This is a genomic window from Paraburkholderia sp. EG286B (assembly GCF_040965655.1).
GTDB lineage: Bacteria > Pseudomonadota > Gammaproteobacteria > Burkholderiales > Burkholderiaceae > Paraburkholderia.
On record NZ_JBFRCF010000013.1, the window covers coordinates 1 to 25,538 of the forward strand.

General features: G+C 64.7%; 25 protein-coding genes and 1 pseudogene. 22 read left to right on the forward strand and 4 right to left on the reverse strand.

What is annotated here, in order from left to right; all coding sequences use genetic code 11:
- Both AB4Y42_RS26185 and AB4Y42_RS26190 read left to right on the forward strand, forming a co-directional pair.
- Positions 1–2,339 (forward strand): DUF2345 domain-containing protein (locus AB4Y42_RS26185; RefSeq protein ID WP_368695782.1); only part of this gene is annotated, 2,339 nt, incomplete at its 5' end.
- 79 nt (positions 2,340–2,418) lie between these two features.
- Positions 2,419–3,768, forward strand: coding sequence for a hypothetical protein (locus AB4Y42_RS26190; RefSeq protein ID WP_368687344.1), 1,350 nt, complete (start codon positions 2,419–2,421; stop codon positions 3,766–3,768).
- A 234-nt stretch (positions 3,769–4,002) separates the two neighbouring features.
- Here the strand turns inward: AB4Y42_RS26190 and argG are convergent, their stop codons facing one another.
- The gene (gene argG, locus AB4Y42_RS26195; RefSeq protein ID WP_110383903.1) at positions 4,003–5,337 is read right to left on the reverse strand and encodes an argininosuccinate synthase; all 1,335 of its coding nucleotides are present in this window, start codon (positions 5,335–5,337) and stop codon (positions 4,003–4,005) included.
- Positions 5,338–5,498: 161 nt separating this feature from the next.
- Complete coding sequence (locus AB4Y42_RS26200) at positions 5,499–6,182, reverse strand: GntR family transcriptional regulator (RefSeq protein WP_368687342.1); 684 nt, start codon at positions 6,180–6,182, stop codon at positions 5,499–5,501.
- A gap of 214 nt (positions 6,183–6,396) precedes the next feature.
- Here AB4Y42_RS26200 and AB4Y42_RS26205 point away from each other — a divergent pair, with 214 nt between their 5' ends.
- From AB4Y42_RS26205 to AB4Y42_RS26225, 5 genes are all read left to right on the forward strand, one after another.
- Complete coding sequence (locus AB4Y42_RS26205; protein WP_368695783.1) at positions 6,397–7,809, forward strand: MFS transporter; 1,413 nt, start codon at positions 6,397–6,399, stop codon at positions 7,807–7,809.
- Complete coding sequence (locus AB4Y42_RS26210) at positions 7,806–9,164, forward strand: MmgE/PrpD family protein (RefSeq protein WP_368687340.1); 1,359 nt, start codon at positions 7,806–7,808, stop codon at positions 9,162–9,164. The genes AB4Y42_RS26205 and AB4Y42_RS26210 overlap by 4 nt, the downstream gene beginning before the upstream one ends.
- Positions 9,157–9,840, forward strand: a complete 684-nt coding sequence (locus AB4Y42_RS26215) for an MmgE/PrpD family protein (RefSeq protein ID WP_368695784.1) — start codon at positions 9,157–9,159, stop codon at positions 9,838–9,840. Before AB4Y42_RS26210 ends, AB4Y42_RS26215 begins: the two co-directional genes overlap by 8 nt.
- 106 nt (positions 9,841–9,946) lie before the next feature.
- Complete coding sequence (locus AB4Y42_RS26220) at positions 9,947–10,132, forward strand: hypothetical protein (RefSeq protein ID WP_368687338.1); 186 nt, start codon at positions 9,947–9,949, stop codon at positions 10,130–10,132.
- Complete coding sequence (locus AB4Y42_RS26225; RefSeq protein ID WP_368687337.1) at positions 10,119–10,274, forward strand: hypothetical protein; 156 nt, start codon at positions 10,119–10,121, stop codon at positions 10,272–10,274. The genes AB4Y42_RS26220 and AB4Y42_RS26225 overlap by 14 nt, the downstream gene beginning before the upstream one ends.
- Positions 10,275–10,282: 8 nt before the next feature.
- Here the strand turns inward: AB4Y42_RS26225 and AB4Y42_RS26230 are convergent, their stop codons facing one another.
- On the reverse strand, positions 10,283–11,293 hold the full coding sequence (locus tag AB4Y42_RS26230; protein ID WP_368695785.1) for a glycosyltransferase family 2 protein: 1,011 nt from the start codon (positions 11,291–11,293) through the stop codon (positions 10,283–10,285).
- Between the two features lie 325 nt (positions 11,294–11,618).
- Here AB4Y42_RS26230 and AB4Y42_RS26235 point away from each other — a divergent pair, with 325 nt between their 5' ends.
- From AB4Y42_RS26235 to AB4Y42_RS26280, 10 genes are all read left to right on the forward strand, one after another.
- The gene (locus AB4Y42_RS26235) at positions 11,619–12,704 is read left to right on the forward strand and encodes an FUSC family protein (RefSeq protein WP_368695786.1); all 1,086 of its coding nucleotides are present in this window, start codon (positions 11,619–11,621) and stop codon (positions 12,702–12,704) included.
- Between the two features lie 404 nt (positions 12,705–13,108).
- Complete coding sequence (locus tag AB4Y42_RS26240) at positions 13,109–14,392, forward strand: MFS transporter (RefSeq protein WP_368695787.1); 1,284 nt, start codon at positions 13,109–13,111, stop codon at positions 14,390–14,392.
- A gap of 117 nt (positions 14,393–14,509) precedes the next feature.
- Positions 14,510–15,439 carry a LysR substrate-binding domain-containing protein gene (locus AB4Y42_RS26245; protein ID WP_368695788.1) on the forward strand — a complete coding sequence of 310 codons (930 nt, stop codon included), beginning with the start codon at positions 14,510–14,512 and terminating at the stop codon, positions 15,437–15,439.
- Between the two features lie 130 nt (positions 15,440–15,569).
- Positions 15,570–16,064 (forward strand): hydroxyquinol 1,2-dioxygenase, encoded by a 495-nt coding sequence (locus tag AB4Y42_RS26250; protein WP_368695789.1) that lies wholly within the window; start codon positions 15,570–15,572, stop codon positions 16,062–16,064.
- Between the two features lie 41 nt (positions 16,065–16,105).
- Positions 16,106–17,125 carry a hydroxyquinol 1,2-dioxygenase gene (locus AB4Y42_RS26255; protein ID WP_368687331.1) on the forward strand — a complete coding sequence of 340 codons (1,020 nt, stop codon included), beginning with the start codon at positions 16,106–16,108 and terminating at the stop codon, positions 17,123–17,125.
- Positions 17,126–17,178: 53 nt separating this feature from the next.
- Positions 17,179–18,645: an aldehyde dehydrogenase family protein gene (locus AB4Y42_RS26260; protein WP_368695790.1), complete on the forward strand. Its 1,467-nt coding sequence runs from the start codon at positions 17,179–17,181 to the stop codon at positions 18,643–18,645.
- 7 nt (positions 18,646–18,652) lie between these two features.
- Entirely contained in the window at positions 18,653–19,720 is a 1,068-nt protein-coding gene (locus AB4Y42_RS26265) for a maleylacetate reductase (protein WP_368695791.1), read from the forward strand.
- Between the two features lie 55 nt (positions 19,721–19,775).
- Positions 19,776–20,648: an intradiol ring-cleavage dioxygenase gene (locus AB4Y42_RS26270; protein WP_368695792.1), complete on the forward strand. Its 873-nt coding sequence runs from the start codon at positions 19,776–19,778 to the stop codon at positions 20,646–20,648.
- Entirely contained in the window at positions 20,645–20,965 is a 321-nt protein-coding gene (locus AB4Y42_RS26275; protein ID WP_368687327.1) for a YciI family protein, read from the forward strand. Before AB4Y42_RS26270 ends, AB4Y42_RS26275 begins: the two co-directional genes overlap by 4 nt.
- Before the next feature lie 3 nt (positions 20,966–20,968).
- Entirely contained in the window at positions 20,969–21,310 is a 342-nt protein-coding gene (locus tag AB4Y42_RS26280; protein WP_321921483.1) for a Rieske 2Fe-2S domain-containing protein, read from the forward strand.
- A gap of 192 nt (positions 21,311–21,502) precedes the next feature.
- Here the strand turns inward: AB4Y42_RS26280 and AB4Y42_RS26285 are convergent, their stop codons facing one another.
- The gene (locus tag AB4Y42_RS26285) at positions 21,503–21,952 is read right to left on the reverse strand and encodes an ester cyclase (RefSeq protein ID WP_368687326.1); all 450 of its coding nucleotides are present in this window, start codon (positions 21,950–21,952) and stop codon (positions 21,503–21,505) included.
- A 243-nt stretch (positions 21,953–22,195) separates the two neighbouring features.
- Between AB4Y42_RS26285 and AB4Y42_RS26290 the strand changes: the two genes are divergently transcribed.
- The 5 genes and pseudogenes from AB4Y42_RS26290 (at position 22,196) to AB4Y42_RS26310 (ending at position 25,536) form a co-directional block, all read left to right on the forward strand.
- Positions 22,196–22,921, forward strand: coding sequence for a 2OG-Fe(II) oxygenase (locus AB4Y42_RS26290; protein ID WP_368695793.1), 726 nt, complete (start codon positions 22,196–22,198; stop codon positions 22,919–22,921).
- 27 nt (positions 22,922–22,948) lie between these two features.
- Complete coding sequence (locus tag AB4Y42_RS26295; protein ID WP_368695794.1) at positions 22,949–23,500, forward strand: methylated-DNA--[protein]-cysteine S-methyltransferase; 552 nt, start codon at positions 22,949–22,951, stop codon at positions 23,498–23,500.
- 19 nt (positions 23,501–23,519) lie between these two features.
- Complete coding sequence (locus AB4Y42_RS26300; protein WP_368695795.1) at positions 23,520–24,266, forward strand: 2OG-Fe(II) oxygenase; 747 nt, start codon at positions 23,520–23,522, stop codon at positions 24,264–24,266.
- 272 nt (positions 24,267–24,538) lie between these two features.
- Positions 24,539–24,610 (forward strand): annotated as a pseudogene (locus AB4Y42_RS26305) (DUF969 domain-containing protein); the annotation flags it as partial.
- A gap of 14 nt (positions 24,611–24,624) precedes the next feature.
- Positions 24,625–25,536, forward strand: a complete 912-nt coding sequence (locus AB4Y42_RS26310; protein ID WP_368695796.1) for a DUF979 domain-containing protein — start codon at positions 24,625–24,627, stop codon at positions 25,534–25,536.
- The last annotated feature ends 2 nt before the right edge of the window (positions 25,537–25,538 follow it).

Consider the following 25,538-nt stretch of genomic DNA (forward strand, 5'->3'; position numbering starts at 1 on the left):
TGAACCTGCCGCCGGTGGATGGCGACTTCGGTATCGCGGGATTTCTTGAAGGCAATCCCAACAAGCCGGTCGCCGTGGCCTTCATTCCGAATGCCCAAAACCCGGACCTCATCAACAGCTCACGCCGACGCATGTCGCGCAGCGAGATACGCACGCGCTCGGGCAACAAGCTGTGGTTCGATGACTGGGAGCAGCAGCGGGGCATCGAACTGGGCACGGAGCATTCGGGCCGCTCGCAGCTCAACCTGGGCTTCATTCCCGACCGCGACCTGAACGAGCGGGGCACGGGAGCGGAGCTTCGCACGGGCGCGCATCTGGTCAATCGTGGTGGCGCTGGCGTGATGGTGACGGCGTACAACCAGCCAGGCGGTGGCGGCAAGGTGCTCGCCATGGATGAGACCAACGCGCTGTTCAAGGACCACCAGGCATTCGCCGGCACGCTCGCGCAGTCCGCTGAAGCGTCGAAGGCCACGCCCGCTGACCTCGACGCACAGAAGGGCATCAACGCAGGTCTGCATGAACTGAAGAAACCCGGTGTGCTGGTGACAGGGCCTGGACCGGTCGCCCTGGCGTCGGGCGATGGTGTGCAGCTCGCCGCCGATGGCTCGATCATCGGCACGGCGAAGAAGGGGATTCACTTCAGCACGCTCAGGCGGTTCACGGTGGCGGCAGGTGACTTGCTGTCGTTGTTCACGCAGAAGGGCCTGAGTCTCATCACGGCGGCGGGTGACTTCGTGGCGCAGGCCCAGCGTGGCAGGATGCAGCTCGCCTCGCAGGAAGGCCTGACGATCGAGTCAGTCAACGGCGCGGTTCACATGAAGGCGGCGAAGGAGATCATCCTGAACGTGAACGGCACCTACGTGAAGCTGACCGGCGAAGGTGTCGAGATCGGCTCGCGCGGCGGGGTGCTGTTCCGGACAACCAGCATGAAGGGCACCGGTCCCGCGCAGATGGACCTGGGTGGCACGGCGTTCGCGCCGAAGTTCGTGCCGTACACGACCGACTGCGAGGTGTGGCGGACCCATCCGAAGTTCGTGGTGCCACCGCCGGCACCTGCGCCACTCCCGGCGCAATGGGAGGCACTGGCGAATACGGGAGCAGTCGCGCCTGCGCCGTCGCTTGATATCACGTCTATGGCCTCGGCGGGTGGCGGAGGGCTGCAGGGCGCGCAGCCGCTGCCACAGACGCAGCAGCTACCGAACTCGACGGGTTCCGCAGATGGTCCGGCAGGTAACGGCGGATTGGTTATCAACGACCCCGACAACACCAACCAGTATTGTGTCGCTCCCGATCCGATCCAGTTGCAGAGTCCAGCGCCATGCGACTGGAGGCTGCCGGATTTCACGGAGTTCGCCCGCATGGAACGGGAGACGCCGGCCTACCAGAAATATGGTTGGACTAGAACCGAGCGTATTAAGGACGGCGATGATCCAGTAATGTGCTCTGGGACGGATATCACGACGTGTCAGTTCAGTTACGACTCCAGCAGTAAGACGTTGACCGCAAAAGTCGTTACGGTATTGGCGCCAAAGTTGCTGGTCAGAATGAATCCTTCAACCGGGGAACCGCTGCGTGATGAGAAGAACAACTACGCGGTCGTGCAGTATGAGACCTTTAAAAACGGAGCGAACTCCCGCAAGACTTTTGCTGCGCAGGGACTAATGCTGGTGGAGCGTGATCCGGCAGAAGTCGATGCTTCGACGTACAAAAACATGATCGAGAAAACGCTGAATCAGGGGAACTACAAGCTGATTCTCGATGGATGCCAGAAGGGTGGCGCGTGTGGTTGCCGGATTGCGGTGAAGTTCTGTGCGGATATCCATGTGGTTAGGGAGGCTGACGCAGCAGCGCTTAATCCGAATATCGTTATTAATCTCTTTCCTACGACCGCACGAGCGGACGCAAGAAATTGGCCGGAAACAGAATACGAGAAAGATCCAGGAACGGGGCGATATACCGAAAAAATTACACAAACGAAAGCGCATGAAACAGGGCATCTGTTCAATTTCCCTGACGAGTATTGGATGCAAGGTGGGTTCGTACATTCCATGTATATCAAGGACGGCATGGATATAGACTTTTCCCTGGCAGACGCCAACAAGACGACGAACAAGGTTTGGGTGATTGAAACTGAAAATAATCTCATGGGAAACGGCTGCAGTAAGCCTATCGCGACTACTTCACCTTATTACCTTGAATATATACGCCGATGGTTCTCGGCGCACACCAGCAAACTGTGGCGGGTGGGCTACAACGCTCCCGCTGCAGCGGGCAAGAAATCTGAACTCGGCACTGGAAACCCTGCGGCAAAGACGCGGGCGATCGATGCCAAAAAATAACGGTGATCCGAAATTTCGAAAGATATGGTGGACGGCTTTTTTGTCCCTGATAGTGCTATGGCCAGGAGGCAGGTGCGCGATGGCGAATGATTCGAATAACGACGTCGTACGACCCGGCGCGTTTTCTCTTTCATGGTCAGGTGGTCTGGAGTATGGGTCGAGGCAAATGACTTTCGACGGCGAAAGCAAGTTTTATTTTGCGAAGGGAGACACGATTAACGAGGAATCCCAGACGGGTATCGGAGTGTTTGTTCTCACCGTACAAAACACGGATTTGCAGGAGCTGACAACTGCTGCCAAGACCCTGTGTGAAACAGATATTCAGGGGGGCGGCCCTGAAACTTACGACCCACCAGCCACGTACCGGGTTGCCTGTCTCGAAGATGGGAAGGTAGTGAATCGGCGTGGATCGATACGAAAGATTCCTGAGAAATTCAACAGAGAAATTTTCGATGCGCCGTTCAGGCTGTCAGAGGAAGCGTGGAAGCATGGCGCGAAACTTATCAAGTTAGACTTCACAACGGAGAGCGTCGAGCATAAAAACGGAAGTTATATTATTTCTGTTCGGTTCATTAATTCCGGAAATCGCTGGATAAGGTTTAAGACACCGGATCATTGGCCCGGTGACAATCGGAATGGCGGACTTGCTGTTGCTCCGTTTAGTGAACTTGGGAAAATGCAAGCTCGTGATGATTGGGGATTTAATCTGGCGAGTAGAAAAATACTCAACAAAAATGAATTTCCAGATGGAGAGATATTGCTCAATCCAGGTGACAGTAGAACTTTGAAAATTGAGTCCATTCCGGACAATAAAATCCAGAAGGGTGAGTACGATCTTTCGGGTGTGGCTTATTTGAATATTCAATATGAGGGCTATGGTTGGGGGCTGTCAACACACGTCGATTTCTGTCCCATTAAAACCCGCATCAGCATCGACCGCGACTACCCCTCAACACCCCAGGAGCACGAGCAGTGGGAAGCGCAGCACCGCCAGGACATGTCGTGGCAACCGGTCAAGCCCGGCGAAACCTTTGCCGAGGACGGCCTGTACCGCGCCGTGCAAAAGAGCGGTGGCATGCCAATTCACAGCCTTCAGCTCAGGCCGTTCAAGGCCGGGGACGTAGCCCCCACGGACAGCGTGAAGATGTTCACGGAGTCCGCCTCCGGCGCGGAGCTGAGCAAGCCGGTGCAGTGGCTATGGGCGGGCAGCGCGCCGACACCCGTCAAGCCATGGTCGCCCGACCTCATCGAAGGCACCGAGCACACGTGTGACCCTGGCGCTGTCTGCCCACGCAGCGGCCGATGGCTTGCGCGTACGGCGACGCGGGACTGGCAGTACAGCTACGACCTCGCGCGCATCGTGACCCGCAGCCGGGGAGAGCGCATGCCGGGTGACGACGGAACAACATGGGAATGGCTGGGGCTCTGACAGTCGCGTGTCCAGCGTGACGTGCCCGCAGCATCCACAACGAAACGATTGAGCCTTTCCCCCGCGCGTCGCCCGAAAACCCTTATGCGACAGGGGGTTGGTGCGGTTGGGCGCGAGTTGTCCCCAGCCTTGCCAACAAAATCTGTGGGTAACTCGAACGCCAGACGCAAACCCGCACAGACATAAAAAAAGGAAGGCGCAGTGCCTTCCCTTTCTTCACAAAGCGACGACGCCTTACTTCTTCTCGTCGTTCAGCTGCGGCAGCGTATAAGCTGCACCCGGCGCGAGCAGACCCACCTTCGAGTACACGCGCAGCTTCTCGCGCGTGTCGGTGATGTCGAGGTTGCGCATCGTCAGCTGGCCGATACGGTCGCGTGGCGAGAACGTCGAGGCGACCTTCTCCATCGACAGACGCTCCGGCTGATACGTGAGGTTGTCCGACTTCGTGCTGAGGATCGAGTAGTCGTTGCCGCGGCGCAGTTCGATCTTCACTTCGCCGGTGATGGCGCGCGCCACCCAGTGCTGGGCCGTTTCACGCAGCATGATGGCCTGCGGGTCGAACCAGCGGCCCTGGTACAGCAGGCGGCCCAGACGGCGGCCGTTCTCGCGGTACTGCTCGATGGTGTCTTCGTTGTGGATGCCCGTCACGAGGCGCTCATAGGCGATGTAGAGCAGCGCCAGACCCGGGGCTTCGTAGATGCCGCGGCTCTTCGCCTCGATGATGCGGTTTTCGATCTGGTCGCTCATGCCCAGACCGTGACGGCCGCCGATGCGGTTCGCTTCGAGCAGCAGTTCCACGGCGTTCGGGAACGTCTGGCCGTTCAGCGCGACCGGCTGGCCTTCCTCGAAGCGGATCGTCACTTCTTCGCGGTCGATCTTGACGTCGTCGCGCCAGAACGCCACGCCCATGATCGGGTTCACGATCTTGATGCCGCTTTCCAGGCTTTCGAGATCCTTCGCTTCGTGCGTTGCGCCGAGCAGATTCGAGTCGGTCGAATAGGCCTTCTCGGCCGACATCTTGTATTCGAAGCCCGACTGGCGCATGAACTCCGACATTTCCGAGCGGCCGCCCAGTTCGTCGATGAACTGCTGGTCGAGCCACGGCTTGTAGATCTTCAGGTCCGGATTGACGAGCAGGCCATAGCGGTAGAAGCGCTCGATGTCGTTGCCCTTGTAGGTCGAACCGTCGCCCCAGATGTTGACGCCGTCTTCCTTCATCGCGGCCACGAGCATCGTGCCCGTCACGGCGCGGCCAATCGGGGTCGTATTGAAGTACGTCACGCCGGCCGTCGAGATGTGGAACGCGCCACATTGCAGGGCGGCGATGCCTTCCGCCACGAGCTGCGCACGGCAGTCGATCAGGCGTGCACCGGCGGCGCCGTACTCGGTCGCGCGGCGCGGGATCGAATCGTAGTCGTCTTCGTCGGGCTGGCCCAGGTTCGCCGTGTAGGCGTAAGGCACGGCGCCCTTGAGCTTCATCCAGTGCAGCGCGGCGCTGGTGTCGAGGCCGCCGGAGAAGGCGATACCGACCTTTTGGCCGGTCGGAAGGCTTTCAAGAATTGTGCTCATGATGAGAAAGAACCCGGTAGAACGAGAATGCGGAAGGAATTCGGTCGAATCGTCAAGTATGTTGTATCCCCGGCCTTTCGGCAAGCCTGGCGGGGAGGGCCACAGGCCCCGTTCGACGCGGCATCCGCGTTAATAAAAAGGGGCGCAGCAAGGGCCCATGCTCAGCGCAGGGTGTCCCAGGCCGCTTCGATCGCACGCAGGGCGCCCATCACGATCGACCGGTTCAGCGCCGCGGCCAGCACGCCGTCGCGCTCGGCATACGCCTCGCACAGCCGCTGGTGGTCGGTGCAGGAACGCTGCAGGCGGCCCGGCAGCGAGGTGCTCAGGTGGCGCAGGCGGTTCGTGCGCATGCGCATGGAGTCCAGCACCTCCTTGAAGATGCCGTTGCGGCTCACACGCAGTTCCTCGTCGCGAAACGCGACGTTGGCCCAGAAGTAGCCGTCCACGTCGCCCTTTGCCGCGACTTCGGCGAGCTTGCCATGCGCGCGCCACAGCGCGGCGATGTCCTCGTCCGTGGCGTGCTCGACGATCGCGAGCGACACCTGGCCGTAAAGCAGGGCGCGCAGCGCGTAGATCTCGCGCACTTCCTTCAACTGCATGGCGGCCACGCGCGGGCGGCGGCGCGGCGACCAGTCGACGAGTCCTTCACGCGTGAGCGCGAATAGCGCCTCGCGCACGGGCGTGCGGCTCACGCCGAAGCGTTTGGCGAGATCGACCGAATTCAGGTCGTCGCCGGGACGCAACCGGCCTTCGATGATGCCGCGCGCCACCCAGTCGACGATCTCGGCCACGCTCGACTGCTCGCCCGTTTCCGGGGCGGCCATTACGCCGACATCTTCATCCATGCGCTTTCCCCCGTGGCGCCGCGAGCGGGCGCAGCGCCGCCGATTGTAACAAATCCGCTGCCTGCTTCGCCTTCGAAGTCGCAGGTCGGTTACTTAAGTGTATACACTCAGGCGCGAAAATCTCTGCGAAAAGCGGAAATTCGCCATATACTGAATATAACTGTCGACACTAAAGCGCAATCCAATTCGACTACCCGTCAGGCAAGGAGACGCCATGTACATGGGAACCGAGATTGCCGGCTCAACGCACGTCGAGGCGAGTGTCTCGGCGCGGCTCGACCGGCTGCCGCCCACGCGGTACTTCCGCGGGCTGGTCGCGCGCATCGCGGTGGGCGGATGGTTCGAGTTCTATGAAATGTTCATGGCGGCCTATATCTCGCTGGGCCTCATCCACAGCGGCCTGTACCGCGCCACCACGGCCGGGCTCTTCGATGTGAACGGCTTCGCCAGCTTTCTGGGCTCGTTCTTCGCGGGCATGTTCGTCGGCACGGTGGCGCTGGGCGGCGTCACCGACCGCTTCGGGCGGCGCATCGTGTTCACCTTCGCCATGCTGACGTACTCCGTGGCGAGCTTCATCGCGGCCTTCCAGCATTCGCCGCTCGGCATGGACGCCTGGCGCTTCGTGGCGGGCGTGGGCATCGGCATGCAGCTCATCACTGTCGACACTTATATCTCCGAGCTCACGCCGCGCGATGCACGCGGGCGCTACACGGCGTTCAGCATTCTCGTCATTCTGACTTCGGTGCCCGTGGTCGCGGTCATCTCCTACGCGCTCGTGCCGCGCACGTTCCTCGGCATGGAAGGCTGGCGCTGGGTGATGATCATCGGCGCGGCCGGCGCGGTGTTCATCTGGTTCATTCGCCACGGCTTGCCGGAATCGCCGCGCTGGCTCGAGAGCAAGGGGCGGGTGAGCGAGGCGCGCCAGATCGTCGACGAGATCGAGCGCAGGGTGGTCGCCGAAACCGGCAAGCCGCTCGCCGAGCCGCCCGAAGGCCCGAATGCGAGCCAGCTGGAGGCGCGCGGCGCGTGGATCGAGATGTGGCAGGGCCGCTACTTCAAGCGCACGGTGATGCTGTCGCTGTTCAACTTCTGCCAGACCTTCGGCGTGTATGGCTTTGGCGCGTGGGTGCCGGTGCTGCTGTACTCGAAGGGCATCACGATCACGCATTCGCTGCTCTACACCATGGTGATCGCCATCACGACCCCGCTCGGCGCCATCGGCGCCATGGCCTGCGCGGAGCGCTACCAGCGCAAGTGGCAACTGGTGGGCTGTGCCATCGTCGTGGCCGTGGCGGGCGTGATGTTCGGCCAGGTGCGCGACCCCGTGCCGATCCTCCTGTTCGGCAGCGCGGTGACGATCGCGAACAACTGGCTCATCGGCATCTTCCACACCTATCAGGCCGAGCTGTATCCCACGCGCATTCGCGCGCGCGCCGTGGGCTTCGTCTTCAGCTGGAGCCGGGTGAGTTCGATCTTCGTCGGCTTTTGGGTCGCGGCGCTGCTCAAGCACTACGGCGTGCCGGCCGTGTTCCTGCTGATCTCGTCGGCCATGGTCGTGATCGTCGTGGCGGTCGGCGCGTGGGGTCCGAAAACCAACGGTGTACGTCTCGAGGAGTTGTCCCAATGAGTGGTTCCATCGCCGCCGCGTTCGCGCAGGGCCTGCATGCACTGGCCCAGCGCCCCTTGCCCGCCGACGTCCTGCAGGAAGCGAAGCGCTCGTTCATCAACGTTGCGGGCACAACGATCGGCGCCTGCACGCATCCGGGCGTGGAAGCGATACTCGCGACTGCGCGCGATCTCGGCGCCGCCCATGAGGCGGGCGTGCCCGGTCGTACGGAGCGCATCGACGTGCATTTCGCCGCGCTGGCGAACGGCTTCGCGGGTCACCTCGACGATTTCGACGATACGCATCTCGTCACCGTGATCCATCCCGCGGCGGCCACGCTCGCCGTACTCGCCGCGCTCGCGCCGCAAACGCGGCCCACGGGCGCGCAGGCGCTCACGGCGTTCGCGCTGGGCTGCGAGGCGCAATTGCGCGTGGGCGTGGCGATCTCGCCCGAGCACTACGACCGGGGCTGGCATATCACGGGCACGTGCGGCGTGATTGGTTGTGCGGTCACGGCGGCGCTGCTGCTCGGCCTCGACGAAGTCCAGCTCAAGGAGGCCGTATCGATTGCCGCCTCGATGTTCGTCGGGCAACGCGAGGCCTTCGGCACCATGACCAAGCCGTTTCATCCCGGCAAGGCGGCTGCCAACGGCATCGACGCGGCACGGCTCGCCCAGCACGGGCAGCGCGCCGCCGAGGACATCTTCGAAGCGCCGGGCGGCTACTCGCGATCGCTCTCGACGAAGGTGGACTTCGAGCGCATGAACGGCGATTTCGGCGAGCGCTGGGAGTTGCTGTTCAACACCTACAAGCCGTATCCGTGCGGGATCGTCGCGCATCCGGCCATCGATGCCGGCCTCGCAATCGCTGAGCGCATTGCGGACGCCGGTTCGATCGACGCGATCGTAGTGCGCTGTCATCCGCTCGTGCCGGAGTTGATGGGCAACCCGCAGCCTCGTGACGGCCTGCAGGCGCGCTTCAGCGCGATCCATGGTGTGGCCGCCGCGCTGTGCGATGGCCAGGTGGGCCTCGCGCAATACGACGACAGCCGCGTGACGCGCGACGACGTGAAGGCGCTGCGCGCGAAGACGACGCTCGCGCCCGACCCCGCCTTGAACCGCGACGAGGTCTACATCGAGGCGCGGCTGCACGACGGCAGCGTGGTCGCGCATCACGTCGACCATGCGCGCGGCAGTCTCGCGCGGCCCCTGACCGACGACGAACTGCTCGACAAGGTGCGTCTGCTGATCGACCCGCGGCTCGGCGCGGGCGCGGCGGATCGCATTGCCGCCGCCGTCGCGAACGTCGAGCGCGCCGCGAGTCTCGATGCGTTCTTCGCCCTTTGCACGCCGAACGAGGATCTGGTTCATGCATAACCCCGCCGCCCATTCCGCCGTTGCCGATGCATTTGTGGCGCTTGCCGCCGCGAAGCCTGGCGAGCGCGAACTCGAAGCCGCGCGCAGCGCCGTGGCGAACGCGCGCCGCTGCGCCGCGCAGCCCCGCGACGCCAGCCCGCTGAGCGCCATGCTCGCGCAGGCCACCGATGCGCGCTCGCGCGCATGGCAGCTCGGCGCCGCGCTCGCCACGCTGGATGCGGGCTCGACCGCCACGCCCGCCGTGGCAGCAGCGCTTACGCTCGGCGAGTCTCTCGGGGCCGACGAAGACGACATTGCCGCTGCCGTCGCGGTCGGCACGCGCGCTTCGGCGCGGCTCGGCGCCGCCGTGGACGACGAAGCGTTCCGTGCGCGCTGGAACGTCGCCGCGTCGCTCGGGATCGTGGGGGCGACGCTCGCGGCAGCGCGCCTGCTCGCGCTCGACGCGCTGCACACGCGCCACGCGCTTGGCATCGCCGCGACGCAGGCGGCCGGGCTCGCGCGCAACGTGGGCGAAGCCATGGGCTCGCTGGAAACCGGCAAGGCCGCTGCCGATGCCATCGAAGCGGCCTTGCTCGCGAAACACGGCTTCACGAGCGCGGCGGCGTCGATAGACGGACGGCGCGGCCTGGCCGCGCTGATGGCCTACCGTTTCGACGCCGGCGCGATTACCGCATGAGCTGCACCGGGCAGCGCGATTCAATATGGATTCCGAACGGATAACGATGCCAATAACGCCTTCGCCTTCGCGCCGCCGCATGCTTCAGTGCGTCGCGGCGTGCAGCATGCTGCCCGTCGTCGGCGCAATGCGTGCGTTTGCCGCCGACGCCTCACCCTCGTCATCGTCATCGCCGGACGACACCGGCATCACCGCGCAGCTTGCGCGCTATCTCGTCGCTGCGCGCGACCAGCCGTTGCCCGACGCCGTAGTGCGGCGGGCACCGTGGAGCAGCCGGGGTGCGCCTTCGTGACGTCGCCAAGGTGAACGACAAGGCGCGCGATCTCATGGAGCCCGTGCTCGGCCAGCAAAAGACCGCGCAACTGATCGAGCGGATCAACGCGCTGGAGCACGTCGCGAACGTGGCCGATCTGCGGCCGCTGTTCACGGCGTGATGCGTTCGCTACGGCATGCGCGTTCGGGACGTATCCACGACCTGCTCGTCCTTCATGCCCAACAGGCCGACGGACTCCGTGCCGGGCCGCCGCGTGGCTTTCCAGATCATCAGCAGGTGGTAGTAGAGTCGCGGGCTGAAGCCGAACCGGTACGCGTAGAGATTGCCGAGCGCGAGCTGGAGCCCGGCGCGCGCCTCGCGATTGCGCGCGAGCAGCGAGACCACGATCGGTACGAGCCGGCGCATGGCGAGCTTGCGCGCCGGTTCGAGTTCGGGCGGCAGCGCGAGGCTCTTGAGAAAGCGCCACGCCGAGATCGACGAGGCATTGATGCTCGTGCGCGTTGCCTGGGATACCGAAACGTCGGTAATGCGATAGCACGAGACGTATTCGTTCACATAGCACACGCGCTTTGCCGCGAGGCACAAGCGCGTGCCGAACACGTAATCGCAGCAGGTGCCGTAGTGGTCGTCGTAGCCGATGCGCTTGACGAGCGCCGCATCGGCGAGCCAGCCGTTATTGGGGAACATCTGCACGATGCCCACGCGGCCCGGCGGGTATTGCAGCCCAGCGGCGCTGGCCGTGCGGTGATACGCGATGTTCATGCGTTCGCTGGCCGCCTGCATGATGCGCCCGTCGTGATCGGTTTCGTATTGATCGCCGAACGCGACTTCCAGATCCGGATAACGCTGCCACTGCGCGAGCAGCTTCTCGATACAGTGCACGAGCAGATAGTCGTCGTCGTGGATCAGTAGGATCTTGTCTCCGCTCGCGCGCTCGAAGAGGCTGGCCACGTTGGGCGCCTGGCCGAGCGCGGGCACGTTGCGCCGGTAGGCGATGCGCGGGTCGTCGCCGTAACGCGAGGCGATCAGTTGCTGCGTGCGATCGTCGCTCGAGTCGTCGCCGATCACGATCTCGACGTTCGCATGCGTTTGCATGAGACACGATTCGATGCAGCGAACCAGCAGTTCAGGCCGGTTGTACGTCGGCAGGCAAATGGAGACCTTCGTTGTTGTCGTCATGGGCAGACCCCAGTGCTTGAGGGATGCGGAGACGTTCGCAAAGACGGGTTCGGAATGCGAACTTCATCCGGTGGACATGACGGTAAAGGAACAAAACGCGAAAGAAATTGAAAATAATTCGCAAGGAATGCGCCTTGCGCACGGCGGCCCGCAAAGCCCCGACCGGCGGGCATCCGCACAAAGTGCCGAGGATTGGTCTTACGAATCGGAAAGAAAATCCGGGCCGCGAAATAATCGGGAAGTCGTCGAGGAGGGTCTGAGTGCCGGAACAGTTGTGGCATTCGCGTTAACATTGGCGCTCCGCCTGAAACGACCGACGGCATCCATGGCCACCATCTCCTACGCCCACAAACCGCTCACGCCGTTTCGCCGTGCGCTCGCACGCTTTTCCCTCTCCGAACTCGCGAAATACACGAAGCTCACGCTCGGCATGTGGATAGGCTTCGGCGTTCCGTACGCGTGCGGGTATCCCGAGGCGGCGGTCGCGCTCTCGGGCTCGGCCATGCTCACGCTCGCGCTCGGCAGTTCCATCTCGGCGGCGCGCGGGTACTTCCACAAGCGCGTGATGTCGAACCTCGTGGCGATGCCGATCGGCACGCTCCTGATCTGGCTGACCGCGCCGCATTTGTGGCTGGGCGTGATCCTGCTGCCGCTCGTGATCTTCACGATCGTGCGCATCCGGCCTTCGGTGTTCCAGATGACGAGCATCACCGTGCCGATGACGCTCGTGCTCTTCACGGGCGTGCACATACCGCTGCTCGAGCAACGGCTGATCGGCGTGGTGCTCGGCATGCTGCTCGGTTTCATCATTCAGCAGGTCGCGTTTCCGCCCGACCACGGATTCTGGGCAAATACGCTCGTGAACGACGGCAACGCACAGGCCGAAGCCTTGCTCAACGAAGTCGCGACGAACACGCTGGACCGCGCGAAGCTGAAATCGGCGACGGCCGCGCTGCGGGTGTCGAGCAGCAATCTGAAGCAGGCGCACGATCTCCTCAAGTCGGACCTGGAGCAGTCGTGGGTGTCGGCGCATCTGAAGCGCAATCGCGATCGCCTGCCGCTGTTCGCTTGCTACCACGAGCTATTCGATTCGATCGTCGGCTTCCTCGAAACGCTCGACACGTTCAACGCGCAATACGAGGCGCTCGACGCACAATGGAAAGAGGCCTACCGGCGCGGCCTTGCGCGCCTCGTGGACGTACACCGGCAACTGGCTTCCCAGGCCGACCTGCGGGTGGAACGCCCAGCTCTGCTCGTGGCGCCGCTGACTCGCGAGGAACTGCATGCGCTCGTCGAAGCGCTGCCCGCCACGGGCGTGTTCACGAGCGTCTATCTCGGGCATTTGACCGGTTACGGCATCCTGCTGAGCCGTTTGAGCGACATGCATACCGAGCACTTGCGCAAAGCGTGAGCGCCGCGCTCATTCCTCGCGGATCTTCCCGGCGATCCGCGCGGCGGCGGCCTGCAGATCGCCCGGGCTCGTGCAACTCATGCGTTGAATGTCTACCGCCCGCCGCGCCAGCGAGCGTCTACCCGTAATAGTCCTGGGGTGGGCGCGCCGCGTCGCATCGCGTGGCGCGCCCCGCTCGCAGCGTCCCGACTGCCGTGCCCGCCGGCCTTGCGCGCCCGATTATTCGCGATCCGCGAATGACGTATTCGGGCGTTATCCGGTACTGATTACACCGCGCTTGCGACTATCTTTGCCTCGTCGATGTCGACGGCGTCCTGCGAGCGTGCAGCGGTGTACGTCGCGTCGCACACCGTTTTCGACCATGAGCGTGTGGCGCGGCATGCGGCCGGCCCAAGGAGACAGAGATGAAACCGAACACATGGGACACGGCCTACGAATGGAAGGCCGTGACGCTGCTGGCGCTGGGCTTCGGCCTCGTGGGCCTCGACCGCTGGCTGATCGCGCCGCTGTTCCCGTCCATCATGAAAGACCTCAACCTCAATGCGCAGGATGTCGGCAATTGCATCGGCATCCTCGGCCTTTCGTGGGGCGTGTTCGCGGCGGTCATGGGCGGCCTGTCCGACAAGGTGGGGCGGCGCAAGGTGCTGATTCCGGCGATCATCGCGTTCTCGCTGCTCTCGGGCTTTTCGGGCCTCGCAGGCGGCTTCGCGAGCCTGCTGGCCGTACGCGCGCTGATGGGCGTGGCCGAAGGTTCGTTCTGCCCGACCAGCTTCGCCGCCACGGCCGATGCTTCGCACCCGAAGCGCCGCGGCTTCAATCTCGGGCTTCAGCAAAGCGGCTTCGCGCTGTTCGGGCTCGCGCTTGCGCCGATCATCGCCACGCAGTTGCTGGGCGTGATGACGTGGCGCTGGGTGTTCGCGCTCGTCTCGGTGCCGGGGCTGATTCTCGGCTTGCTGATGTACCGCGTGATCCGGGAGCCGCAAGGCGCGCCTGCGCGTAATGCCGGTGCGTCTGCCTCGAAGGCCGAACGCGGCCACTGGCGCGACGTGATCCGCAGCCGCAACATTCCCGTGGCGATGGTCGCGCTGTTCTGCGCCATGACGGGCGTGTTCGTGCTCGGCGCCATGCTGCCGCTCTATCTCACGCAGTACCTGTCGCTCGATACGCAGCGCATGGGCGTCGTGGCCTCGGCGATCGGCTTTGGCGGTTTCGTCGGACAGTTCGGTTTGCCGGGGCTTTCGGATCTGCTGGGCCGGCGCCTCGCGAGCGTCATCGGCTTCGTGGGCACCGCTGTCATGCTGATCGTGTTTCGCGGTCTCGGCGCGCAGCCGTTCGCGCTCTTCGCTGTGCTGTTCGCGGCGTCGTTCTTCACGCTCGGCCTCGTTTCGCTGCTCTCGGGACCGGTTGCCACCGAAGCCGCGCCGGCCGGCATGGTCTCGACTTCGATCGGCCTCGTGGTGGGCGCCGGTGAAATCTTCGGCGGCGGCGTGGCGCCCGCGCTCGCCGGATTTGTTGCAGCGCATTTCGGTATCCAGAACATTTTGTGGCTGCCGATCGGCGCCGTGTTCCTCGGCGTGCTGGTGAGCCTCTTCCTCAAGGAAACCGCGCCCGCGAGGCTGCGGCGCAGCGAGGCCGCCGCCCCCATTGCGCCCGCCGCGCCCTTGCCTGCAGCGGGGCAGGCCGAGTAGCGTGCGCGCGCTGTCCGTGTCGTCCTCGGCGGCTGCGCCGCCCGTGCAGGAGCGGCGCGAGCGACCGGAGGCGGGCCCTATACTTGAAGGGCCCGAACCCGAGAAGAAGAGAGGAGCATGGACCGATTCCTGAGCATCGAAGCCTTCGTGCGCGTGGCGGAAACGAGCAGTTTCGCGGAAGCGGCCCGGCAACTCGGCGTGACCAGTTCGGTCGTGACGAACCGGATCCAGCAACTGGAGAAGTTCGTCAACGCCCCGCTCTTTCATCGCAGCACGCGGCACGTGCGCCTCTCCGAAGTCGGGGAGGCGTTTTATCGTGAATGCGCGGAGGTGGTGGGGCGCGTGAACGAACTGACGGACCAGATGCGCGAACTGCGCGCCACGCCCACGGGCAGGCTGCGCATCCAGATCTTGCCGGGCTTCGCGCTGGGCCATTTCGGCGCGCCGCTCGCCGAGTTCAACCGCCGCTATCCCGGCATCCAGCTCGACGTGATCGTCAACGACCGCGTGGTCGATCCGATCGAAGAAGGTTTCGACGTCGCGTTCCAGATCTTCCCGCCGATCTCCGATTCGCTGATCGAGCGGCGGCTCTTTTCGGTGCGCCGGCTCTTTTGCGCCACCCCCGCGTATGTGCAAGAGCATGGCGCGCCGCAGCATCCGCGTGAATTGCTGCAGCACACCACGGCGCTCTATTCGGGCTATCCCTCGCGCAACCGCTGGACGATGACCCGCGGCGACGAAGTCGTGGAAATGGAGTTGCCCGGCATGATCCGCTCGAACTCGGTGCATTTGCTGCGCGATTACGCGCTCACGGGCGGCGGCGTGGTGTGCCTGCCTACGCTCGTGGCGAGCGAGGCGCTCCTCAACGGCTCGCTCGTGCCGATCCTCACCGACTACCACCTCTCGGCGTTGAGCTTTGCCGCCGTGTATCCCTCCACGCAGCGCCAGGCCCTGAAAGTGAAGGCGCTAGTGGAGTTTCTGGCCGAGTATCTGGGCCCCGAGCCCGCGTGGGACGTGCCGCTGATCGAGCGCGGCTGGGTGCGCTAGCGCCTGCGACGATTGCCTGCCGCGATTATTTGCGAAACGCGAATGCCGTAGTCGCCTGGCCGCCGGTTGTTACCGCCGCGCAGCGCTCCTAAAGTTGATTCCAACGAACCTTCCAAAACAGGAGACAGCCATGACCGATTCGTCATTCCACACCGCCTTTGGCTCGCTCGAGCAGTATCGCAAGGGCGAGATCGAAATCACGAGCGGCGACGCCCGCCACTATGTTTTCTCGAACGTCTTCGAAGTCGCCGCAAGCTCGGCGCCCTACGAGAAGGTCGTGGTCGGCAAGAACCTCGAATACGTGATCGAGGTGCTGCGCACGGAAGGGCAGTCGCGCTGGTTCGCCTGCGCACACGATGAGTTCGTGATCCTGATGGATGGCGAAGTGCGCATCGACTTCATCAAGCTCGATACGCCGCTCAAGGGCGGTACGGGTACGGTCGACGCGGGCGAGCAGCCTGCGGGCCGCAAGATGGGCCACGTGGTGCTGCGCCGCGGCCATCAAGCGCTGCTGCCGGCTGGCTGCGCGTATCGCTTCAGCGCGCAGAAGGCTGGCGTCGCGCTCGTGCAGACCATGGCCGGTGAGCTGTCCGTGCAGAAGTGGGCAGAGATCTGCCTGCACTGACAACACGCGCAAACCGAACACTCGACTACTGGAGACGCGACATGGCCACCCTCGAAACCCTCGACCACTCCGCAGGCTTCGCCGCCGACACCGTGCGCGCGAGCGAGCCCGACGCCGTGACCGGCTATCGCCGCTACACGCTCGGCGCCTTCGAATTCACGCGCGACGAATACTTCGTGAAAGTGCTGTGGCCCGCGAAGGGACAGACGCGCACGCACGCCATCCCCGCCGACGCCTTCCTGCGCGCCATGATGCGCGACGTGGCCTGGGGCTTTTTCTACGGCTGGGTGAATTTCGACCACGTGTTCGGCACGCGCAATCACTACGGCAAGGTGGACGTGTACGCGGGCTCGTTCAACGGCATCATGAAGGACGCCGGCGTGGACTATATCGAGACCTTCGAAACGCCCACCATCATGGCGACCTTCAAGGCGATCCTGCACGACTGGACCAACGAAGGCTTCGACCCGTTCGCCGCGCCCGAGGAAACCGGCACCGCATTCGGCCGCAAGCATGGCGAGAACGACGCCGCGATCGAGCGCACGCGCATCGCCACGCGCCGCATGCCGGGCCTCGAAGGCGACTCGCCGCTGCGCGACGACCTGCCGGTGAACCGCGCCTTCGCCGACGTGGCTCAGGACAACCCCGAAGTGCACGCCGAGCCCGGTTTCGAAGGCGAGCTGCATGCGTTCAACCTCTTCAAGTACCTCTCGCGCTCGGACGTGACGTGGAATCCCTCGGTCACTTCGGTGTGCGGCCAGAGCCTGTTCTGCCCGACCACCGAGGAGTACATCCTGCCGGTTTTCCACGGCAACGACCGCGTGGAGTGGTTCCTGCAGCTCTCCGACGAGATCGTCTGGGACATCGGCGACAAAAACACCGGTGCGCCGCGCGCACGCATCACCATGCGCGCGGGCGACATTTGCGCCATGCCCGCCGATATCCGCCATCAGGGCTATTCGACCAAGCGTTCGATGCTGCTCGTGTGGGAGAACGCGACCGCCGGCTTGCCCAAGCGCTACGAGAGCGGCGAACTCAAGCCGTATCCGGTCGAGTTCTGAGCGAGTTCCCAGCAGCTACCCAGCATGCCTAAGCATCAACCGAGGATTTACTCATGCAAACGCAATTGTTCATCGACGGCCGCTTCGTTGACGCCGTCGAGGGCGGCACCATCGACGTGCTCAATCCGCACGACGGCTCGCTGATCACGAAGATCGCCGCCGCCACCGCGGCCGACATCGATCTGGCCGTGGCCGCCGCCACGCGCGCCTTCCCGCAGTGGTCGGCGATGCCGGCCGCCGAGCGCGGCCGCCTGCTGCTGCGTCTGGCCGACGCCATCGAAGCGAACGGCGAAGAACTCGCGCAACTGGAATCGCTCGACACGGGGCACCCGATCCGCGATTCACGCGCGCTAGACGTGCCGCGCACGGCGGCGTGCTTCCGCTACTTCGGCGGCATGGCCGACAAGCTGCAAGGCTCGGTCATTCCGGTCGAAACGGGCTTTCTCAACTACGTGCAGCGCGCGCCCATAGGCGTGGTGGGCCAGATCGTGCCGTGGAATTTCCCGCTCATGTTCACGAGCTGGAAGATGGGCCCGGCGCTCGCGGCCGGCAACACGGTCGTGCTGAAGCCCTCGGAAATCACGCCGCTTTCCACGCTGCGTATCGTCGAGTTGATGGCGGAAGTGGGCTTTCCCGCGGGTGTCGTCAATATCGTGCCGGGCTATGGGCATACGGCCGGGCAGCGGCTCGCGGAGCACGAGGGCGTGGGCAAGATCGCCTTCACCGGCTCGACGGCAACGGGGCGGCGCATCGTGGAGGCCTCGCAGGGCAACCTGAAGCGCGTGCAGCTCGAACTGGGCGGCAAGGGCGCCAATATCGTGTTCGACGACGCCAATCTCGACGCCGCCATCAACGGCGCGGCCTGGGCGATCTTCCACAACCAGGGGCAGGCGTGCATTGCGGGTTCGCGTCTGGTGCTGCATGAGCGCATCGCCGACGCATTTCTCGAACGCTTCGTGGCGCTCGCCGCCTCGATTCGTGTCGGCAATCCTTTGGACCCCGAAACAGAAATGGGGCCGCTCACTTCGCTGCAGCATCTGGAGCGCGTGAAGGCCTTCGTGGACGTGGCGCGCGAGCAGGGCGGGCGCGTGCTCACGGGCGGCAGCGCGCCGCAGGACCCCGCGCTCGCCAACGGCTACTACGTGCGCCCCACGGTGATCGAGGCGAAGACGCCGGACGATCGCATCGCGCAGGAAGAGGTGTTCGGCCCGTTCGTGACCGTGCTGCGCTTCAAGTCCGACGAAGAGGCGCTCGCCATCGCCAACGGCACCGACTACGGTCTCGGCAGCGGCCTGTGGACGCGCGACCTCTCGCGCGCGCACAGCATCGCGGGCAAGATTCACGCGGGCATGTGCTGGGTGAACTGCTACAAGCGCGTGAATCCGGGCAGCCCGTTCGGCGGCGTCGGTCAATCGGGCTACGGTCGCGAAATGGGCTTCGAGGCGATGCACGACTACACGGAGGCCCGCTCGGTGTGGGTCAACGTGGACGCCCAGGTGCCGCCCCACTTCAAGCGTTGAGGCACGTATGGATCGCTTCGTTTATCAGGGCTTGCCGTCGCGCGTGGTGTTCGGCTGGGGCAACCTCGCGCGGTTGCCCGAAGAGGTGGACCGGCTGGGCGCACGCCGCGCGTTGATCCTCTCGACGCCCGAGCAGCGGCCGCTCGCTGAAGAAGTGGCGCGCCTGCTCGGCGAGCGCGCCGCGGGTATCCATGCCGAAGCGGTCATGCACGTGCCCGTGGAGGTCGCGCGGGCAGCGCGCGAGAAAGCGGCGGCACTGGATGCGCAGTGCTGCGTGGCCGTGGGCGGCGGCTCGACCATCGGCCTTGGCAAGGCCATCGCGCTCGAATCGGCGCTGCCGATCGTCGCCGTGCCCACGACCTACGCGGGCTCGGAGATGACGCCCATCTACGGTCTCACCGAAGGGCGCCTGAAAAAGACCGGGCGCGACCTGCGCGTGCTGCCGCGCACTGTGATCTACGACCCGTCGCTCACGGTCTCGCTGCCCGCCGGCATTTCGGCGGCCTCGGGCGTGAACGCCATCGCGCACGCGGTGGAGGCGCTCTATGCCGAGGACGCGAACCCGGTGATCAGCCTGATGGCCGAAGAATCGATTCGCGCGCTGGGCGAAGCGTTGCCGGGCGTCGTGCGTCGCCCGGACGACGCGGCGATGCGCAGTCGCGCGCTCTATGGCGCGTGGCTCGCGGGCACTTCCTTGGGCGCCGTGAGCATGGCGCTGCATCACAAGCTCTGCCACACGCTCGGCGGCACCTTCAACCTGCCGCACGCGCAAACGCATGCGGTCATGCTGTCGCACACGGCGCATTACAACCACGCGGCCGCGCCACACGCGCTCGAGCGCGTGGCGCGTGCGCTCGGCGGCGCGCATGCGGATGAGGCCGGGCCGCGGCTCTATGCGTTGAACGAGTCGCTTGGCATTCCCATGTCGCTCGCGGAGATCGGCATGCCCGAAGCGGGCCTCGACGAAGCGGCCGAACTCGCGTGCACCAATGCCTATCCCAATCCGCGGCCGCTGGAGCGCGCGGCGATCCGCGAACTGCTGCAACGCGCGTGGGAAGGCCTGGTGCCGCGCTAGCCGGGTTGCGCCACGCCACGTGCGCGGCGCACAAAACAACGGAAAGGAGACAACCATGTCGATGCCTGGCACCGAAGCCGAACGCGCCTTGACGGAACAGGTCGTGGGCCGCTTCGCGAACACACCCGATGCGCGCCTGCGCACGCTGATGCAAAGCCTGGTGCGCCATCTGCACGCCTACGTGCGCGAAGTCGAGCCGACGGAGGCGGAGTGGTTCGCTGCGATCCGCTTCCTGACCGAGACGGGCCAGATGTGCGACGACGTCGTGCGCCAGGAATTCATCCTGCTGTCCGACACGCTGGGCGTGTCGATGCTCGTCGATGCGATCAATCACCGCTATGCTTCCGGCGCGACCGATACGACCGTGTTCGGCCCGTTCTACATCGAAGGCATGCCCGAACGCGCCTATGGCGAGAACATGGCGTTCACGCCGGGTACGCCGGCCCTCGTGCATGGCCGCGTGCTGACGACCGACGGCGAGCCCGTGGCGAACGCGCTGCTCGACGTGTGGCAGACGGCCGACAACGGCATGTACTCGGGGCAGGACACCGAACAGCCGCACGGCAACCTGCGCGGCCGCTATCGCACCGACGCCGAAGGCCGCTACGCGCTCCGCACCATCGAGCCCGTGTGCTATCCCATTCCGACCGACGGCCCGGTGGGCCGCATGCTCAACGCCACGGGGCGGCATCCGTGGCGGCCCGCCCATCTGCACTTCATGATCACGGCGCCGGGCCACAGCGCGCTCGTCACGCACCTGTTCAACCAGAACGACCCGTATCTGGATTCGGACGCGGTGTTCGGCGTGAAGCCCTCGCTGCTCGTCGACTATCGCGAGCACGCGGCGGGTGGGGCGGCCGCGCAGCAGTTCGGCTTCGAGGGCGGCTTTCGCGAGGCGTGCTACGACTTCGTGCTGGAGCGCGCATGAGACCGCACACACGCTACTACGCCGTATTCGCCACCGACAAGCCCGGCATGCGCGAAGTCCGCGAGCGCGAACGCGCGGTGCATCGCACCTATCTGCGCTCGGCCGCGCAACGCGGGGTGTTCGTGCGGCTGGGCGGCTCGACGCTCGCGCCGCATTGCGACGCGCTCAACGGCACGCTGCTCGTGATAGAGGCGGAAGGCTACGACGACGTGATGCGCTTCGTGCGCGACGATCCCTATACGCTGGCGGGCTTGTTCGAGCACGTCGAGATCCGTCCGTGGGACTGGAATCTTGGCAATCCTGAGCAAAGAGTGTGAACCATGCAGACCGTGTGCCTGTGTTGCCTTGACGACGTGCCCGACGGCGGCGCGCGCGTGATCGACGCCGCGCTGGCCGGGCGGCCGGTCGTCGTCGTGCGGCGGGCCGGCGAAGTATGGGCGTACGCGAACCGTTGCCCGCACTTCTCGGTGCCGCTCGACTACGAGCCCGGCCATGTGCCGACGTATCGCGCACAGGTGATCATGTGCGCGCATCACAGTGCGTTATTTCGCTTCGAAGACGGGCAGTGCATCGAAGGCCCGTGCGCCGGCGCCAAGCTCGATGCGATTCCCGTGTGGCTCGACGCGCAGTCCAACGTCGTGGCGCATTGCGGCGGCGCCTGACCGTTTTCCACGCACGGGCCATCGATGCTCGCGCTGAGTCCGGCGTCGGATTGCGCATGACGCAGGAACAGCGCGAGCAGTTCAGGCCGTAGCCCGTCGCCGCGTTGAGCGGCGAGCGCGTGAAGGGCGAGGAGCGGAGCAAGCGGTGACATGATTCGACTCCCTATGTGAGACGTTCCGTTCGTGGCGCAGTCAGACCCGCCTGATGAGCCCGAGCTGCGTGAGCGCCGTTACGCCGTCGTCGAGCCCGATCTCCTCGACGATCTTGCCGTCTTTCAGGCGCAATACCGTCGTGCCGGTGAAGTGCATCTTGCGGCCGCTCGCCGCCGGCAACGATCCCGCGAGAAAGTCACCGAACGCCGGGCCCGAATGGGTGCCGCCGCCTTCCCACTGACCCACCACGTATTCGCCTTCAGCGATGAGATCGGCGGCGCCCCAGAAGTTCAGATCGGGGAACGCCGCGCGAAAGCCGGTCATGAACGCCTTGATGTCCTCGCGGCCGCGGCGCGGCTCGTGCAGCGAATACTTGAGCAGCATGTCCGGCGCGGCTAGCTCGTCGACGACGCTGAGGTCGCAGGTTTCGCCCCAGAAACGCGTGAACCAGCGGCCAACGAACGCCTTGTTGTCCTCTTCCATCGACATGTTCGACTCCTTGCTGATCTCGATTCACGGCGAAGCAGGATTGCTCCGCCTGAAATGAACGATATCGACCGGCAAACCACGCAGATACCCGTTTCTTGCCGTGACATTCGCGTGGCATTCACGCCGTGGCACGCGCCGAATTAGAGCGCAACATTCGGATCGGAACGCACGGTGCGCCGGCGTATCGTTGGTCTGTGGGCGAGATCGGCAAGAATGCCGCTTGCGAGAGGAGGAACGCACGCGATGAAAACCGGGGCCATGCGGGCTGAGAAGCCGGAATCCGCAACGTACGACTGGGTCGAGATCGAGCGATCGCTCGACGCGCGCGGCTACGCCGTGCTGCCCCGCGTGCTCAGGCCCGAGCAATGCGCGCAACTCGCCGCCCTGTACGCGAGGGACGATGGCTTTCGCTCGCGCATCGTCATGGCGCGTCACAATTTCGGGCGCGGGGAATACAAGTACTTCGCGTATCCGCTGCCGTCGCTGCTTCAGCGCTTGCGGCATGCGCTCTATCCGTACCTCGCGCCGATCGCCAACCGCTGGAACGGGCAACTGGGGATCGACACGCAATACCCGGCCGACCTCGACGCCTTTCTCGATCAATGCCACCGCGCAGGGCAAACACGTCCGACACCGCTCATCCTCGAATACGGCCCGGGCGACTATAACTGCCTGCACCAGGACCTCTACGGCGAGCATGTGTTTCCGCTGCAGGTGGCGATGCTGCTGTCACGGCCCGGCGTCGACTTCGAAGGCGGCGAGTTCGTGATGACGCAGAGCGCGTCGAACGGTCAGTGTGCCGAAGTGATTCCGCTGGAGCAGGGCGACGCGGTGCTGTTCACCGTCAACCAGCGCCCGGCTGCGACCCGGCGCGGCGGCACGCGCCGGGTCGCCATGCGGCACGGCGTGAGCGTGGTGCGCAGCGGCAAGCGTCATACCGTCGGCCTGATTTTTCACGATTCACGTTAGCGCGCGTACGACGCGAAGGAACGCATCATGCAACTGTTTCTCAGCCATATCGAGTCGCCGCTCGGCGACCTCATGCTGGTGAGCGATGCGCAGCAGCGGCTGCACGCGCTCGAATTCGCCGATCACCGCTCGCGCCTGCATCGTGGCTTGCGCGAACGCCACAACAGTGCCGAATGGATCGACGCCGCCGCGCCGGCTTCGATCGCCGACGCCGTGACGCGTTATTTCTCGGGCGAATTGACCGCGCTCGATTCTCTGCCGGTCGTCATGACAGGCTCGGACCTGGAGGAAAAGGTCTGGGCCGCGTTGCGTCAGATTCCGGCTGGCACCACCACCAGCTACGGCAAGCTCGCGAAAGCGTTGGGATTCGAAGACCCGCGCGCGGCGATCGACATCGGCGCGGCGAACGGCGCGAATCCCATCGCGATCGTCGTGCCGTGCCACCGCGTGATCGCCAGCAACGGCGAGTTGAAGGGCTACGCGTGGGGCTTGCATCGCAAGCGCTGGCTGCTCGAACACGAGAAGGCGATACCCGCCACGCGCGACGTTCCGCAAACGGCAACGCTCCCAGGCTTTTGAAATGAATATGTCCTTGCCTATGACTTCATCTGCCGACCCATTCGACAAGCTCGATTGGAGCGCAATCGCCGCGCAACTGGACAGCGAAGGCTATGCGGTACTGCCTCGGCTAGCCGGCGCGGACGAAGCCCGCAGGCTCGCGCGCGAAGCCGGCACATCGAGCGCATTGCGCCGCGTTGCGCTCGACTCGCTCGATCTCGGCCGTGGCGATCTGCTGTATTTCGGCACGCCTCTCCCGCAGCCGTGGGCGCAATGGCGTGTGGACCTCTATCGTCAGTTGGCGCCCATTGCCAATCGATGGAACGAGATGCTTGGCATGCCTTATCGATTCCTGGCGCAGTTGGATGAATTTCGGCAGCGCAACCGGCGAGCGGGGCAAACGCGGGCGCAGTCGCATTTGAACCAGCTAGGCACCGACGACTATCTGGCGCTGCATCAACGCAGTGACGGCGAGCATGTATTTCCGCTGCAAGTGGTCGCCTTGCTCTCGGCGCCGGGGAAAGACTTCACGGGCGGCGAACTGGTGCTGACCGAGCAGCGTCCGCGCATGCAGTCGCGCCCGACGGTCGTCCCGCTCGGGTTGGGCGACGCGGCGATCATCGCCACGGCCCAGCGGCCATTCAAGGGCAGCAGCGCTTACTACCGCGTGAACCTGCGGCATGCCATCAGCCGCGTGCGCAGCGGCGAGCGCATTGGCGCCGAGTTGTCGTTCCACGACGCACCGCAAGCGGCAAACGATCAACACGCTTTCGATCTCGACATCTGAATCCTGCCGCGCAGGCATTCCAGTCCGGCGCGGCAGATGCAACTAACTGTCCGGCCGACCCACCCCCGGCCCACGCCGCGCCACAGCGCGGCGGTACCAATTCGTCTTCACGCGACGCACATCGCCCAGGGACTTCCCTTACAAAGACTTTATCGACTATTTATCGATAAATTGTCGTGATAGATTTCCGGGCTGAATTGGGCGCAACGGGGAAGCGCGCCAGCGCGCGCCGGGTCCACGAGACCGGCGGAAATCGATAAGGCGGAGGAGAGATGCTGGTTTTGATAGGGGTGCCGATCGTCGTGAACGGTTTCGCATTGCGCATGAACGCGCTGCTCGTCGTGTCGTCGCGGGCCTGATGTTCGCGTCGTTCGCCCTCTTCAACCTGCTCGACCGCGCGAACCCGCGCCGCGTCGTCAACTTCGTGTTCTGGGGCGTCTATGCGCTGACGTTCCTGTTCGGCGGCGTGCTGCCGCATTTCGTGATGGGGTGTCTCGCCATCGCGCTCGCGTTGCTCGCGGGCTCGGGCAAGCTGGGCCGCAGCCCCGCGGCCAACGACGATGCCAAAGCCGAGGCGCGCCGCGAGCAAGGGGCGCGGCGCTTCGGCAGCCGGCTCTTCATTCCGGCGCTGCTCATCGCGGTGGTGACGCTCGTCGGCACGCTCCCACTCAAGTACGCGCCCTTCGTCGAAGCGAAGAACGTCACGCTCATTTCGCTCGTGATCGCCACGCTCGTTGCGTTCGGCGCGGCGCTCGTCATGTTGCGCGATTCGCCCGTGCAGGCGCTCAAGGGCGCGCGGCACACCATGGACGCCGTGGGCTGGGCCGCCATCCTGCCGCAGATGCTCGCGGCGCTCGGCGCGCTGTTCGCCGCGGCGGGCGTCGGCCACGTGGTGTCCGAACTCGTCACGAACTGGATTCCCCAGAATTCGGCGTTCGCGGTCGTGGCCGCCTACACTTTCGGCATGGCCCTCTTCACGATGATCATGGGCAACGCGTTCGCTGCCTTCCCGGTGATGACCGCCGGCATCGGCCTGCCGCTGATCGTGCATCAGTTCCACGGTACACCGGCGATTCTTGGCGCCATCGGCATGCTCTCCGGCTTCTGCGGCACGCTCATGACGCCGATGGCCGCGAACTTCAACATCGTCCCCGCGGCGCTGCTCGAATTGAGCGACAAGAACGGCGTGATCAAGGCGCAATGGCCGACCGCCGTGCTGCTGCTCGTCGTCAACACGCTGCTGATGTACGCCTTAGTTTTCCGGTTCTGATG